Genomic DNA, 15153 nt, shown 5'->3' with positions numbered 1-15153 from the left:
GTTTCAAACTCCTTGTTGTTTAATCCAAATGGAAAGGATGCGCTTCAGTATTGAAGGTCATCTTGTCGAAATCTAAAGCGGATTTAGGTGCGAACAAGAGGTAGTAATACTTGAATGTTTCTGCGAAAACGAAACTTTCCATGGAATCGGATTTGAGTTCGGTACGCACATCTTTCAGTGCTGCATAGCCGTGAGGAACGCGACAGCGGCGAACGAAGTCAGTAAAAAATTCTTTGCCCATGACCCGGTACTTCACGTCTCCAGTTGCGCGGTAGAGATAGTAAGCTGACTCTACAATTTCAGGTCGCAGAGGATAAGCAGCAGAGACCACTTTCATATTGACGTAGTCGATTGCCTCTGGTTCTATGCCGTGTAAGCGCCACATTTTTTGTCCAGAATCTTGAAGACGTTTTGCACGATCCAGATCGCCGCCAAGTACCAATAATGCTGGCATAAACGCGTCTAAGGCACCATACACACTGGCGGTGCGCTTGCCCGTATGCATATCGACTTGACCATACCAAAACTCGCCTCGCACTTCTTCCGCTAGATGTTGGTTGACTGCTTGAATGCTGGTGTCCCACATCGCCTTGCAATCTTTGTCGCCGAATAAGCGCCAGCATTTGTTGAGGTATTCGTAGTAGGAGTCGATGCCACCGCCAATATGCGATGTGTTATCGGTCCAGGTTCCTGTTTCCACATCAATTCCTGAGCCAACCAAACCAATCTTGGAGCGATGTGCAAAGGTCGCGACCAGTGCTTTCTTGGCTTTCTCGAAATACACAGGGTTGCCCGTGAGTTTGCTGAGCATGCCAAATTCTAAAATCAAGGTGCCGGTCTCAGCAGGGTTACTCACATTGCCTTCGACCTTGCCGGTTTTGAGATTGACGTGCGTGTAAGGCATGCCGGTAGGTGAATTGAAAACGGGAAGTAAGCGGTCGCCCAAATCTTTTGCTAGATTGAGCAAACGTTGGTCTTTCGTCATTTGATAGCCGGAAATTAAGCCGCCCAATAAACGAATCGTGATCTCAAAATTTTGCACATTGAGGTCTTGATCGAAATTGAGTTTAGTCGCGATTAATTCCTGTGCTTCTTTCGCTTCTTTGTCGAGACCTATGATGAGCAAAGTATCGAGCGCATCTACGGGCGTCATCAATAGCGAACTGCCATACCAATCATGGCTGCTTTGACTGAGCGGCTTAAGTGCATCATGCCCCCATGCATATTGTTTGTAAGCGTTCCAAGCGTGAAGTGTCTCTGCTTTGACTTTCTCTGCCATTACCGCAGCATCCGCTTCTGTCATGCTCACAGCGGCGCTGGCAACTTTTGTCTGCTTACTTTTATTTGTTGGCGCTTGGGTCGCGCTGGCAGTAGTGACTTGCGAGCAGTAGCACAGGGCAATCGCAGTGCAAATGAATTTGAATGAGTTCCGCATGTGTCGTCTCTTTTGTTTGAGTGTTGTTTGCTATAGGGTTAAGTTGCAAGAGGTTTGAGTTGCAAGGGCTTTAGTCCATATTCAGTGTTTGATAAAGCGGCATGATTTGCTCAAGCGTCGGCGCTTGCGCACCCGCTGCGAGGCAGGCCGCTGCACCACTTGCCACCGAATAGTACAAATGTTGTTGCCAGCTACGTTCGGGATGTTGGCAAAGGCTATACAGCAAACCAGCGATACTGGCATCCCCCGCACCTACGGTATCGACTACCTCAATTTGCGGTGGAGCTGCCTGCCAGACTTGTTGGCCAACATGTAAAGAAGCGCCAGCCGCACCACGCGTGTACAAAACGACGGCTTCTGGATTGAATCCACGTAAAGTCTGGAAGTGCTGGTCTAGATCGACGCTTCGGAAAAGCCCGATCAAATCATCGTCGGAAACTTTGATGACATCTGCCAGCGCACACATGGTCTGCAATGTGTGGTCGTAGTTGGCATCCATCAGCTTACGGAAATTGGGGTCGTAAGAAATCTTGATACCTTGTGCTTTCAATTGCTGCGCCAAGGCGATCAATTTTTCTGCGAGCCGTGGACGCGCCAAGCTGATGCCACCAAAGTGCGCCCACTGCAGTTCACTATCCCATTTGTTGGGCAAATCGTCAGGAGAAAAATAGAGATCCGCTGCGTCATCGCCGATGAAAAAATAATCGGGAGGAGAAGTTTCTCCAACGATGGCCAACAAAGGGGACTTCGCGTAACGCTGTAAGAGACGCAGATCTAAATTAGCTTCCTTGCTCGCGTGGTAGAGCGCATCGCCAAAGAGACATTGGCTGATCGCACCAGCGAAACTGGTCCTTAAGCCGAGCTTGGCAAGACTGCGCGCCACGTTCCAAGTCGAGCCGCCAACCAAGCTCTGCCATTGGTCTGGCCCCGTGCGTATCATGTCGGTCAGTGCTTCGCCAGGACAGACGAATTGCGGGAAAGCCTTAGGTTCGTTATTAACGTTAGCCATGGTGTGCGAAGGCTCCGAGCACATTTAAGACTTCGTAGCACGCCCCCATGGTGTGATAGTCGGTTTTTCCAGCAGGGCTCTTTTCATCACTGATTTTACTATTGTCATTGCGTAGGATTCGATACCAAGCACCATGTTGATGATCAACCATATGCTGCCAGCTGTAGTGCCAGATCTTGTCGTACCATTGCCAATACTCTTCTTTGCCTGTTCGCTTGGCGAGGCAAGCGGCAGCAGCGAAAGACTCCGCTTGCACCCAGAAATATTTATCGCCATCGCAGACGCTGCGGTCAGGTGCGAAACCATAACAAATGCCGCCATGTTGTGTGTCCCAAGACGTCTCCATGGCAATCGCAAACAATTTCTCTGCGGTCGGTAATAGCCATGTGCTGTCGTTCTGTAGATGCTCAGCATAGCCGTCGAGAAGCATTAAGAGTTTTGACCATTCCGTAAAATGCCCTGGTTGAAAACCCCAAGGGCGGAAGAGGTTCGCTTTATCGTCGAGGTTATAGTTCCAATCGATTTTCCATTGCCGGTCGTAGTGTTCCCAAATCAAACCATCGGCTTGCACTGCTTGAGTTTGGGTAATCGAGCGCGCTATCGTTTCGGCGCGATGCAAGAGTGTGACATCGCCTGTTGCTTGGTAGGCAGCAATCATGGCCTCGCACGAATGCATATTCGCGTTTTGCCCACGATATGGGTCGAGAACTGACCAATCTTCACTCGCTTGGTCTGCATACAAATGAAAGGCGGGTTGCCAAAATTTTTCTTCCATCAGGGCGATGGTTTCGTACAAGTATTCACGCGCTTCACTGATACCGGCCATTAAGGCATGGGCATAAGCGAGCACCACGAAAGCTAATCCATAGCAATGGTTGTTGCCGTCGGTGATGCGTTTTTCTCCATTCTTCCAATCCAACTGCCAAGCATAAGCACCCGTCTTGGCATTGCGATGCACTTCGCGTAGAAATCGCACGCCATGCTTTACTTGAGCAAGGTACTCTGGATCTTGAAAGTGACGATAGGCCATCGCGTAGTTGAACACAAAACGAGTGCTGCTGACGAGATGCCGACTGTGACTGTCATAAACACTGCCATCGTCTTTAAAGTAGTGATAGAAGCCGCCACTAGCGTCGATGCATCGCGGATGGTAAAACGCCATGGTGGCAGTGATGTGATCATGCAGCGTATTTGCCGAGCGGAAATTAGGAAATGTGTTCATGGGCAATTAATCAATAATGCAAAGGAATGAACCATCAAAAAATGAGGATGAAAGCTAATGTACAGGAGGGGATTTAGCACCACAAGAAAGGCAGTGAATTGCACCACAGTTTATTGGGTTTACTAAACAAAAAAGCTACAGCAAAACGGCCTGTAGCTTTTCTATGAAATTGCCGGACGACTGATTTAGTGTGCCAAATCCACTTTCTTATTGAGATCGATACCTTGTGCCGCGAGTAGACCTTTTACGCGCCAAGCGTAGAAAGCGAGGTAGGCGAAGCAAATGACGCCGACGATGTAACTGGATTGAATGCCGATTCTGTCTGCCAAAGCACCTTGTGCCCAACTCACAAAACCACCACCCATAATCATCATGATTAAGAAGTTCGAGCCTTGCCCAGTATGTTTGCCAAGTCCATTAATCGCCAGTGCGAAAATGCAAGGCCATAAAGTGCTGCAAAACAAACCAATAGAGGTGAAAGCATAAATGCTGGTCATGCCATCTGTACTCATGCCGATGAGCAAGCCGAGTATGCCAAGGACGGAGAAAATCAACAGCATATTGGCAGGGTTTCCCTTGCTCGCGATGTCGGCAGCAATCAAGACCAAAACAATCGCGCCGTACACGTAGAAGTGACTGAGATCGTGTTGAGCAATCGCATTGACAGCGAGGAATACACTGAAGGCTAAATAAGGGGCTAGAAATTTCGCAATCTTGGCGGCGCTCGCATCGAAACCAAAGGCTTCGACTGCGCCAGTCCAGCGACCGATCATTAAACTTGCCCAGTACAGTGAAATGTAGGGCGCGATGTCTTTGGTCAGAAAGCCCAACTTGCTTTCCATATACGCTGGTAAGTTACTCGCCGTTGACACTTCAACGCCGACGTACAAAAAGATGGCGATCATCCCTAATACGAGCTGTGGATACTGTAAGGCTGAAGTGCGGGATGATTGTTCGTTTTCTTGGACCGCATCGGCGACTTGCGGACGATCTGGAATCCCGGAGAACTTTAAGAACACGGCAACAATGAGAAATGCGGCACCAAGCACGAGATATGGGATTTTTACACTTTCAATGCTGATTGCTGTATTGGTTGCGGAAGGGGCACCAAAGATCGCAAAGCTCACAATCAAAGGGCCGATGGTCGTGCCAAAATTGTTGACGCCACCGGCTAAGGTTAAGCGTTGTGAGCCTGTGCTTGCGGTACCGAGTGCAATCGCCAAGGGATTCGCTGCGGTTTGTTGCAATGAAAACCCTAAGCCCACTGTAAATAAACCGGCCAGCATCAGTTCGAAAGAGCCCATATTGGCTGCTGGATAAAATAACAGAGTGCCTAAAGCAGAGATCCCGAGACCAAGCGCAAGTCCATTTTTGTAGCCGATACGATTGATAAGATCCTCTTTGAGGAGTGCGGATACGATCAGATACAAAATAGAGCCGACCGTATAGGCAACATAGAACGCTAAGGACACAAGCTGACTTTGCATTTGAGTCAAATGAAAGGCTTGCTTGAATACTGGAATCAGAATGTCATTACTGGCAGCCACGAATCCCCAAAAAAAGAATACTGTGACCAATGGCATAAATTGCGCCCATTGGGTTTGTGCTTGTTTAGTCGTCGTCATTGTTTTCACATTCTTTATCGTATCCAATCTCACGTCTTTCACGCATTTAAGCTGCGGTTTTTAGTGCACGTGGCGATTGGTCTGTTGTGTTCACAAAAATATTCACGTAGTTTCTACAACCTAATGAACTTTAATGCATTCCCATCTCCTGAAGAATGCCGGATAGATGGTATCTGCAGTGATGGTTTTTGTATATGCAAGTGTGGCAATTTTGATTTGTTTATGATGTTTGCTAAACACCTTGTTTTTGCATACGGAGACGACAATCACCGATCCTTCAGAAAGGATAAATAAACTACACTATTTGTGATAGATGTTTAAGAGCGGCAAATTCATCAAGTCGACATAAATTAAAGGTAGAGTTACCTTCATATTTTGCCCACTTGAATTGCGACTTTATGAATTTTTCTGCATCCTTAGGCTTACATCAATTGCTAGATGTATCGAATGAGCTATCGCGTTTTTGTCGATTGCTCTATGTGTTCGCTACCTGCGTGATCGGCATGTTGGGTTTGCCAGTCAGTGTCGCTGCGACTGAGAAGCCAGTTGTTAGTTGGATCGTGTTAGGCGAACAAGGTCAAGCTGTGGTTCGAAGTCTGACCTACGAGGGGCACTGTCCATTGTTAAAGCAAGATGGGAAATCAGCACCGATGCGGGTGCGAGCAAAGCCAGAGACAGTTGCTCAACGACCGACCGCTAGCGATGAAAAAGATTCAAAGGCAAGTGACTTTGCGGTGCTGACGTGTGAGGCAGCTTTATCAGCGAATACTAAGAAAGCCGATGTCGATGGTGTTGTGATTCCAATTCCGAAAGCAATTCCTCAACGCATCGTCGTGCTGGGCGATACAGGTTGTCGTATGAAGAAGGCGGATGACGCCTTCCAAGCTTGTAACGATGCACAAAAGTGGGCTTTTGCCGAAGTCATCAAAAAAGCTGTCAGTCTTCATCCCGACCTGGTGATTCATGTTGGTGATTATCACTATCGTGAAAACCCTTGTCCCGAAGGGAACATGGGCTGTAAAGGTAGTCCTTGGGGATATGGGTACGATGTTTGGTATGCCGATTTCTTCGAGCCCGCTAAACCATTGTTACTGGCTGCACCTTGGGTGATGGTTCGTGGCAATCATGAATCTTGTGTACGTGCTGGTCAGGGGTATTGGCGGTTTTTAGATCCTCGTCCTTACGTCAAGGGGCGCGATTGCAATCAAGAAAAATTCGATATGATTGGCGACTATAGTTCGCCATATGCTATTCCCCTTGGTAAGAGCGGTGGCACGTCGAGTCAACTTATTGTCTTCGATACCGCGAAAGTGCCCGGTAAGAAGGTCTCTAAAGACGACCCTGCACGGGTGATCTATGCACAACAATTCGCTCAGGTAGAACAGTTCTCTCAAAATGCAGATTTTAATATCTTCATGAATCATCACCCGATTCTAGGTTTTGCGGCGTCGCATAAAGAAGATGGTAGCGTCGAGTTTAAGCCGGGAAATCAGGTGCTACAGGCGATTATGCAAGAACGTCAGCCACAACGTTTGTTCCCCGCTGGGATTAAAGCCGTACTGTCTGGACATGTGCATCTATTTCAGGCGGTCACTTATACGACAGATCATCCAACACAATTTGGTTCAGGCAACGGTGGAACGGCGATGGATAGCGCATTGCCTGATGAATTGCCTGCTGGCACTACACCTTTTCCAAATGCCGTCGTGGACCATTTTAGTAATAGTAATCGTGACGGCTTTCTCCTGTTGGAGCGAAAAGCGAACCAATGGCAGATGACAGCCTACGATATCGCCGGCAAAGCGATGACACAGTGCTTGATGAGCGGCACTGAGAGTAAATGTAGCGTCCTCAATAAATAATTTTTGCGCATGGAGATGTGTTGTCAAGTCATGCGCTCGTCATGAAGGCTTAATCGGCGCGTCATAAACACTTTCTACACTTTAGGGTTTTATTCATCCTGAAATCGAAAGAAGATTATGAAACGCACGAACATTGATTTTCAACCGAACTATCTTGCATCGCAAGTTCTCTTCGCACTTGCTCTGATGGCAGGTTCTTCGATGGTTTATGCTCAAAATATGAGTGTCGATGGTGTTGTGCCGAGCGCACAACCTAGCAACGCAAAAGACACGAACGCCGATGGTGCCAAGGCGGATGCGGATCAAGCCCTCGACGCGAAAGCGATTACCACCAAAGTCGTTATCACCGGCAACACGGTTGCGAATCGCGCGCCAGTCCAAGCTTCATTGAAAGCAACGCAACCACAATCGATTATCACCGCGACCTTTATTGAGCAAGCAGTTACGCCGTTGGCTGACTTTAACGCAGTAGCGCGCATCGCTCCAAGCGTTGGTTCTGGCGTGTCTGCTAACGGTGCAGGTTTGGCTGAAACGAAAGTCACGTTGCGTGGCTTCCAAGACGGTGAATACAACATGACTTATGATGGTATCCCATTTGGCGATACTAATAATCCTACGCATCATTCGACTTCCTATTTCCCTGCTCGCATTATCGGCGGTATGGTAGTAGAGCGCGGACCAGGCAACGCTAGTAATTTAGGTCAAGCAACCTTTGGCGGTTCGATCAATTTGTTCTCAAAAGAGTTGTCAGCCGATGCTAACTTTAGTCCTTACTTCACAGTTGCATCGTGGAACACTAAGATGTATGGCGTGCAAATTGATAGCGGTATTTTAGATAAGTACGATGGCCTTAACTGGATGTTTAACGGCTCACGTTTGTCGACCGATGGTTACTTGAGCCAAAGTGCAGTACGTGAAGACAATTACCAGATCAAAGTACAGAAAAATATCGGCACTGATACGACGATCACTTTCTTTTCAACATACAACAAGATCTTTAGTAACGTCGCAGATAAAGGCGGCGTGACTTTGGCGCAGGTTGCTTTGTATGGAAAAAATTATGCTTTGAATCCTGACCCAAACAGTCAAAATTATTCTGGCTACAACTTCAATAACAAGAAGACTGACTTCGAATATTTGAGCGTGCAAACTAAGTTAGGTAGCTGGTCGGTAGATAATACTTTGTATACCTACGCCTACAACAATGATACCTATTCTGGCCAAGACGCAAGCGGTGCTACAGCGAATGGAACTAAAGCCGCGCCAGCTGGCAATAAAAATGTTCCCGGTTATAACAAGTTAAATTCCTATCGCGTCAAAGGCGATATTCTTAAACTGAGCGATAAAACTGATGCTGGCTTGCTGCGCGTTGGGGTGTGGTTAGAAACCTCCGATACAGATCGCCATACTTATGATCTTGATTGGACCTTAGGTGTACGTAATCCAAAAGAGGCGACTGCGCCGAAAGATGTTGCGTACGAACAGAAGTCTTCATGGAAGCAGTATCAACCATTCGTTGAATTTGAATGGGCTGCGACAAGTGAATTGACGATCACGCCAGGGGTAAAGTACATGCACTTTGAACGTTCCTTAGATGCTGAAGTGAATCAAGGTACACGTATTCCCACAAAGGCTGACCAAACTTATCAAGCGACTTTACCTTTCTTGACTGCGAATTATTCCATCAACAAAGAGACTTCGACGTATGCGCAAGTGGCAAAAGGTTTTCTGGTGCCTGATTTGTCCATGTTCTATGTCAATAACCCGAACTTGAGTAAGCCTGAACCGCAAACGTCGACGAATTATCAAGTTGGCGTGGTGCACCAAGCGTCTAACTTGGTTTTTGATGCGGATATTTACTACATTGATTTCAATAATAAGATCGCTTCTACTGGCACAGGAAATGATCTGATCTATTACAACCAAGGTGGTGTGGTTTATAAAGGTGTCGAGGCATCGGTAACTTATTACCTTGGCGCAGGTTTTTCAGCGCATGTGAATGGTTCGATCAATCAAGCTAGAACTAAAGGAACAAACTTGCAAGTAGCAAAAGCACCGAAATCAACCGATGCTTTTGGTTTCTTATATAAAGATGGTGCATGGTATGGATCGATCATTGCAAAGACGGTGGGTGATCAATTCGCCAAAGACGGTGAACCTGCGGCATATAAAATAGCTGCGTACACTTCAACAGATTTGACCATGGGATATCGATGGAAAAATCCAGGTCGATTCGTGAAGAATCTCAAGGTGCAGTTAGGGATCGATAACCTATTCAATAAAGAGTCGGCCACTTCAATTTCTGCGAGTAGTAAGGGCGTGCAATTTGACCAATACACATTTATGCCTAAACGCGGATGGTCATTGTCTACCAGCATAGATTTTTGATGCGCTTTAAACTATGAGCTAGCAATACAAGAGATTGATATGAGAGCAAAACCACCACTGAGCACTGGTGGTTTTGTTTTTTGTGCAACGCATGTTTTCACTGGTATTTAAGTTGCGTTGGCGAAATATTAAAGAAATGTTGTAAAAAAATAGCAAAATAGTTTTTTGGTGGAAAGAAGTTTGACGTGTTGGTGAATGTTGCTAGTATGAATTATTCCTTCTCAGGAATCATGCATTCAGCAAAAGTAAAGCAATCGAATAATGTAGTCCTACCTCTAGATTGATTTAGTTTCACCCCTTCCATGTGTTCCCATGTTTCGTTTGAAAATAAAGGAAAGCAATATGAAAGCGCGTCAAATCTATCCACTAGTATTCGCCGGTATTTCGATACTGGCTTTTAATTCGGCAGCCCTCGCTGATGATCTCGGTGATTGGGTCAAGTTCGATGGCTTCGGTACCATCGGTGCATTTAAAGGGAATAACGCGAATGCAGGTGTGCGCGTCGATTCTCGCCAAAGTACTGCATCACAAAATGAATGGCGATTCGATGGCGATACTCAAGCCTCGCTTCAAGCTACTTTCAATCCGCAAGGCAAACTGAAGGCCGTACTGCAATTAATCTCGAAGAAAGATATCAAGAGCAGTACTAAGCCAACTGTTGAGTGGGCATATGTTTCTTATCCAATTGCCTCCGATTTTGATTTCAAACTCGGTCGAACAGTTGCGCCAGTGTTCTTGATGTCAGACTATCGCAACTTAGCGTATGCGCAAACCACGGTGCGCCCTCAGTCTGAGGTGTACAACATTAATGCGATTACCTATCAAGACGGTGTGACTGGTCGTTGGGATAAGAAGGTCGGTAGCGGCAATCTCCAAGTCGAGGGTTTTTTTGGGAAGACTACGGTCAGTAATGCTGTCGGTGAGGTGAAGTTAGATCGTGTAAAGGGATTCTCAGTGAAGTACGCTGATGGATCTTGGGCAGTTCGTACGGGCTATTCCAAATACAATGCTGCATTCAATGCACCAACAGTAGCCGCGACCATCAAGAGCCTGACAGCTTTGCCGGCAGTAGTGTGCACGAATTGTAGTACAGTAGTGCCAGCCGTTGCCAACATTAACGACATGACCGCCGCGATTACGACCCTAGGCGGCAGCTATGATGATGGCGAGTGGATTGCTCAGGCTGAGTGGGCTAAGCGTACAGGTAACTCAGTGATTATTGCTGCAGTCTCTGGTTGGAATGTATTGGGTGCACGTCGATTTGGTGATTTCACTCCCTACATCGGCGCTGGTAAATACACGACCGATGCTGCAAATCCTGGACTTCAGGCTGGACCATTCGCGCCTGCAGCGCTTAAGGTGCAATTGAATTATTTGAACGCATCGTTCATTGGCGTAGGTCGTGCTGATCACGATACGCTCACCTTGGGTTCGCGTTGGGATTTTGCGAAGAACGTCGCCCTCAAAGTGCAATACGAGAAAATCAAGATGGCATATCCAACTGTGGGTGCATCAAGTTACGTCAGTTATCCAACCTCGTTGCTTGGAAAACCCAATGGATTTGATGGTCGCGTTTCTCTGTTCACCGTCAATCTTGATTTTGTATTCTAAGCGAGGTCTAACATGAAAACATTTTCCAAATTGGTGTTAACAACGTGTTTGCTGGCTTGTTCGGCTTTTGCATCTGCAGAGAACGTGATTGTTGTGTCAGCAAAGAGCGCGGTTGGTTCCTTGAGTAAAGAACAGGTAGCAGATTTGTATTTAGGAAATACCAAAGAATTTCCTGGTGGTGGTATTGCCCTGCCATTGTTACCAAGTTCGGGGGCAACACGAACCGAGTTTTTCGATAAGGTTTTAGGCAAGAACGAAGCGCAGGCAAAAGCGATTTGGTCACGCTTGGTATTCAGTGGCAAGGGTAGTGCACCGCGTGATGTGGCCGATTCGGCTGAAGCAGTAAAACTCATCGCGGCGAACCCAAGTTGTATTGGCGTGATTGAGAAAAGCGCTGTAAATGCGAGTGTTAAAGTGGTGTTTGCACCGTAGTACTGCCTCTGTTGATCACAAAATCCCAAGTTTAGGCTTGGGATTTTTTTTGCACTGGTATCTATCTTAAGAACACCGAATATTGCCGTAAGTACTTGCAAAATAAGGACATTTTAGTGATTTTTATGCAAATGTTGTTATCGAAAAGCCAAAACAATGTTGTAAAAAAAGAGCAAAATAGTTTTTTTATGGAAAGAAGTTTGACCTGTCGCAAAATGTTGCTAGTATGAATTATTCCTTATTCAGGGATCATATAACTTTGAAATAACTCACAAATAAAGAGCGTTTGTTCAAAGTATATAAGCAGTCTTATTTTGTCTCACCTCTACCATGTGTTTCATGTTTTGTCTGAAAAAATAAAGGAAAGCGATATGAAAGCGCGTCAAATTTACCCACTTGTTTTGGCTGGCATTTCGGCACTTGCATTGAGCTCAGTTGCACACGCCGATGAATTTAGTGATTGGTTTAAAGTCGATGGTTTTGGTACTGTCGGTGCATATAAAGGAAATAGTAGTATTGCTGGGGTTCGAACTGAACAGCGTCAGCGTACTTTGTCATTCAAGGACTGGAAGTTCGATGGCGATAGCCAGGCTTCGATTCAGATGACGGTGAACCCGCAAGGTAACTTTAAAGGTGTGGTGCAACTCATTTCGAAAAAAGATGTCAACGGAAGCAATAAGCCAACCGTCGAGTGGGCTTATGTTTCTTATCCAATTACTTCGGAAATCGATTTTAAATTGGGACGCACGGTTGCTCCAATTTTCATCATGTCAGATTATCGCAATTTGAGCTACGCCCAGACAACCGCGCGTCCGCAATCTGAAATGTATCAGGTCAATCCGATTACTTTCCAAGATGGCGCTACGGCTCGTTGGGATAAAAAAATTGGTTCTGGAAACCTACAGCTCGAAGGATTCTTTGGCAAGACTAAGGTCAGTGTTGCTGGGGGGGATGTTGATTTAAATCGCGTTAAAGGTTTGTCTCTCAAATGGGGACAAGATTCTTGGAGCGTGCGTGGCGGATATTCTTGGTATAACGCTTCGATTAATGCTCCGACAGTCGAGGGCAATATTGCAGCATTGAAAGCGATTCCATCTGTCGCGTGCACAAACTGCATTTCTGTTCTGAATGCGGTTGCGCCAACAAAAGGTATTACCGCAACGATCTCCACGATTGGTGCAACTTATGATGATGGTGAATGGATAGGACAAGCAGAATGGTCGAAGCGCGAAACAAATTCTGTGGTCATTGTTGGTGTGACTGGATGGAACGCCTTATTCGCGCGACGTATCGGTGATTTCACTCCTTTTATTGGCACAGGTAAGTTTGATATGACTGGAGATAAACCAACTTTCAGTCCTGGTGCTTTTGCGCCACCAGCACTTCGAGCTCAACTTAATTATTTGAATCAGTCTTATCTTGGTACAGGCGACTCCAGCCGTACGGTGAACTCTATCGGTGTGCGTTGGGACTTCGCGAAAAATCTTGCTCTTAAAACGCAATTAGAGATGGCGAAAATGAAGTATCCGAGTGTCGGTGCTTCGAATGGCTTTTATAGCTATGAAACGTCGATGCTAGGCAAGCCAAGTGGATTTGATGGCAAAGTGTCGATGTTTACTGTCAATCTTGATTTTGTATTCTAAGCGAGGTCTACCATGAAGATAACTATGAAAGCCTTGTTAGTGACGGCCTTATTTACATTGACTAGTGTGGCACAGGCAGAAAACGTCATCGTTGTTTCATCCAAGAGTTCCGTTTCTAGCATGACGAAGGATCAGGTCGCGGATATTTATTTAGGCAATACTAAAGAGCTACCCGGTGGCGGACAGGCTTCTCCTTTGTTGCCGACTTCCGGTGGCGTTCGTGCAGAATTTTTTGATAAAGTTCTCGGGAAGAATGAAGCGCAAGCAAAAGCGATATGGTCTCGTTTAGTTTTCAGTGGTAAGGGTAGTGCGCCGCGCGATGTGGCTGATTCCGCTGAAACGCTCAAGATGATCGCGGCCAATCCTAACTGCATCGGTGTGATTGAAAAGAGTGCTGTCAACTCGAGTGTGAAAGTCGTATTCACGCCATAAGAGCTCGGTGCTAAGTTGTGACGGTTGATCGCCGCAGCTTAGTTGAATAAAAAAATCCCGAATCATTTACGATGATTCGGGATTTTTATTTTGAGAGTAAGGCTTACGATTGAAAGCGTAACGTTCTCGAACGATTATTTCTTAAAGCGTTCTTCCGCCAAGCGATCAGCGATGACGCTAGTTGGTACGCCTTCCGCATCAGCACGAGCAAATACTTCTGCCAAAGTTTCACCGATACGACGTACATGAGCATCCATGCCATCTTCCGGTGTATTCATATACTCGTAGCAAACCTTGATGATGCCACCGGCATTGATAACGAAGTCTGGCGCGTACAAGATACCTTTTTGACGGCATACTTCACCGATTTCAGGTGTTGCCAGCTGGTTGTTAGCACCGCCTGCCACGATCTTCACTTTTAAGCGATTCATGGTGTCTGGGTTCAAGGTCGCACCGAGTGCGCATGGTGCATAGATATCAGCTTCAACGTCGTAGATGGCATTAACGTCAACTACAGTCGCGCCGAATTCTTCTTGCGCGCGTTTCAAGGAATTTTGGTCGATATCAGCCACCACCAATTTAGCACCAGCTTCGTGCAAGCGGCGTGCGTAGTCGTAACCGACGTGGCCTAAGCCTTGTAACGCCACGGTCAAGCCGTCGAAGCTATCGCGTTTGAAATGATGTTTAACCGCAGCCTGTGCACCGACGAAGCAACCTAATGCTGTAAATGGGGATGGATCACCACGATCGCCTAAACCTGCAACATATTTGGTTTTGCCGGCTACGTTCGCCATGTCTGCAGGGCTAGTACCGACGTCTTCCGCTGTGATGTAACGACCACCGAGGCGTCCCAACGCTTCACCAAGTGCTTCAAACAAAGCAGGTGTTTTATCTGTTTTTGGATTGCCGATGATGACGCTCTTACCGCCGCCGATAGGCAAGCCAGCAACAGCATTCTTATAGGTCATACCTCGTGAGAGACGCAATACGTCGCGTACTGCTTCCGCTTCGGTAGCGTAATTCCACATACGGCAACCACCCATAGCAGGACCTAGGTTGGTATTGTGGACGGCGATGATTGCTTTTAAGCCAGATTTGGCTTCAGAGGCGAAAACGACTTGTTCGTGGTTGTCAAAATTGACTTCGTTAAATACAAAGGCGGTCATGCTTATGGCTCCGCGCGGATCTAGTTCAAGATGACTTATGTGTCACTTGCGCCCATACCGCAAAAATAAATGGATGAAAGGGGAATTCGGTTTTTTGATGCTTTGTGTTACTGGCTTTTGTTGCGCGGGTAGCGAACAAAAAATCGGTGATTGTGTCACGCGCGTCGCAGTATAAGGCGAAGTGGGGGTAAATTCAACTTTCAGAACGGTATTTTTAGTCAAATTACATGTTAAAAATATACTAAAAATGAGCGGGAAACGACGTGTTTTTCCTCTGAAATTGGACTCAATTCGAACCCTTTTTCCGTAACTTCGTTGCCTTGCTCTG

11 protein-coding genes are annotated in these 15153 nt (G+C 46.5%); 6 read left to right on the top strand and 5 right to left on the bottom strand.

Going from position 1 to position 15153, the window contains the following annotated elements:
- Nucleotides 1–19: 19 nt before the first annotated feature.
- The 4 genes from H8K36_RS08885 to H8K36_RS08870 form a co-directional block, all read right to left on the bottom strand.
- Entirely contained in the window at nt 20–1435 is a 1416-nt protein-coding gene (locus H8K36_RS08885) for a glycoside hydrolase family 47 protein (RefSeq protein WP_222611180.1), read from the bottom strand.
- Nucleotides 1436–1505: 70 nt separating this feature from the next.
- Entirely contained in the window at nt 1506–2444 is a 939-nt protein-coding gene (locus tag H8K36_RS08880) for a carbohydrate kinase family protein (RefSeq protein ID WP_186916007.1), read from the bottom strand.
- Nucleotides 2437–3666 (bottom strand): AGE family epimerase/isomerase, encoded by a 1230-nt coding sequence (locus H8K36_RS08875; protein ID WP_186916008.1) that lies wholly within the window; start codon nt 3664–3666, stop codon nt 2437–2439. Before H8K36_RS08875 ends, H8K36_RS08880 begins: the two co-directional genes overlap by 8 nt.
- A gap of 185 nt (nt 3667–3851) precedes the next feature.
- Nucleotides 3852–5291, bottom strand: coding sequence for an MFS transporter (locus H8K36_RS08870; protein ID WP_186916009.1), 1440 nt, complete (start codon nt 5289–5291; stop codon nt 3852–3854).
- Nucleotides 5292–5689: 398 nt separating this feature from the next.
- Between H8K36_RS08870 and H8K36_RS08865 the strand changes: the two genes are divergently transcribed.
- The 6 genes from H8K36_RS08865 (at nt 5690) to H8K36_RS08840 (ending at nt 13659) form a co-directional block, all read left to right on the top strand.
- Entirely contained in the window at nt 5690–7153 is a 1464-nt protein-coding gene (locus H8K36_RS08865; RefSeq protein ID WP_186916010.1) for a metallophosphoesterase family protein, read from the top strand.
- A gap of 117 nt (nt 7154–7270) precedes the next feature.
- Nucleotides 7271–9541 (top strand): TonB-dependent receptor, encoded by a 2271-nt coding sequence (locus H8K36_RS08860; protein ID WP_186916011.1) that lies wholly within the window; start codon nt 7271–7273, stop codon nt 9539–9541.
- A 342-nt stretch (nt 9542–9883) separates the two neighbouring features.
- Entirely contained in the window at nt 9884–11152 is a 1269-nt protein-coding gene (locus tag H8K36_RS08855; RefSeq protein ID WP_186916012.1) for a porin, read from the top strand.
- A 12-nt stretch (nt 11153–11164) separates the two neighbouring features.
- On the top strand, nt 11165–11584 hold the full coding sequence (locus tag H8K36_RS08850) for a type 2 periplasmic-binding domain-containing protein (RefSeq protein ID WP_186916013.1): 420 nt from the start codon (nt 11165–11167) through the stop codon (nt 11582–11584).
- Between the two features lie 371 nt (nt 11585–11955).
- Entirely contained in the window at nt 11956–13227 is a 1272-nt protein-coding gene (locus H8K36_RS08845; protein ID WP_186916014.1) for a hypothetical protein, read from the top strand.
- 24 nt (nt 13228–13251) lie between these two features.
- The gene (locus H8K36_RS08840) at nt 13252–13659 is read left to right on the top strand and encodes a type 2 periplasmic-binding domain-containing protein (RefSeq protein WP_230404434.1); all 408 of its coding nucleotides are present in this window, start codon (nt 13252–13254) and stop codon (nt 13657–13659) included.
- Nucleotides 13660–13793: 134 nt separating this feature from the next.
- Here the strand turns inward: H8K36_RS08840 and H8K36_RS08835 are convergent, their stop codons facing one another.
- Nucleotides 13794–14825, bottom strand: a complete 1032-nt coding sequence (locus H8K36_RS08835; protein ID WP_186916016.1) for a Glu/Leu/Phe/Val family dehydrogenase — start codon at nt 14823–14825, stop codon at nt 13794–13796.
- Between the last annotated feature and the right edge of the window lie 328 nt (nt 14826–15153).

Source organism: Affinundibacterium nitidum (genome assembly GCF_014284155.1).
GTDB lineage: Bacteria > Pseudomonadota > Gammaproteobacteria > Burkholderiales > Burkholderiaceae_D > Undibacterium > Undibacterium nitidum.
This window is presented reverse-complemented; position numbering and strand designations above follow the sequence as displayed.

Bases quoted from the DNA above. Each gene is read 5' to 3' on its own strand.
- H8K36_RS08885 (WP_222611180.1), bottom strand. From the start codon at position 1,435: ATGCGGAACTCATTCAAATTCATTTGCACTGCGATTGCCCTGTGCTAC.
- H8K36_RS08880 (WP_186916007.1), bottom strand. From the start codon at position 2,444: ATGGCTAACGTTAATAACGAACCTAAGGCTTTCCCGCAATTCGTCTGT.
- H8K36_RS08875 (WP_186916008.1), bottom strand. From the start codon at position 3,666: ATGAACACATTTCCTAATTTCCGCTCGGCAAATACGCTGCATGATCAC.
- H8K36_RS08870 (WP_186916009.1), bottom strand. From the start codon at position 5,291: ATGACGACGACTAAACAAGCACAAACCCAATGGGCGCAATTTATGCCA.
- H8K36_RS08865 (WP_186916010.1), top strand. From the start codon at position 5,690: ATGAATTTTTCTGCATCCTTAGGCTTACATCAATTGCTAGATGTATCG.
- H8K36_RS08860 (WP_186916011.1), top strand. From the start codon at position 7,271: ATGAAACGCACGAACATTGATTTTCAACCGAACTATCTTGCATCGCAA.
- H8K36_RS08855 (WP_186916012.1), top strand. From the start codon at position 9,884: ATGAAAGCGCGTCAAATCTATCCACTAGTATTCGCCGGTATTTCGATA.
- H8K36_RS08850 (WP_186916013.1), top strand. From the start codon at position 11,165: ATGAAAACATTTTCCAAATTGGTGTTAACAACGTGTTTGCTGGCTTGT.
- H8K36_RS08845 (WP_186916014.1), top strand. From the start codon at position 11,956: ATGAAAGCGCGTCAAATTTACCCACTTGTTTTGGCTGGCATTTCGGCA.
- H8K36_RS08840 (WP_230404434.1), top strand. From the start codon at position 13,252: ATGAAAGCCTTGTTAGTGACGGCCTTATTTACATTGACTAGTGTGGCA.
- H8K36_RS08835 (WP_186916016.1), bottom strand. From the start codon at position 14,825: ATGACCGCCTTTGTATTTAACGAAGTCAATTTTGACAACCACGAACAA.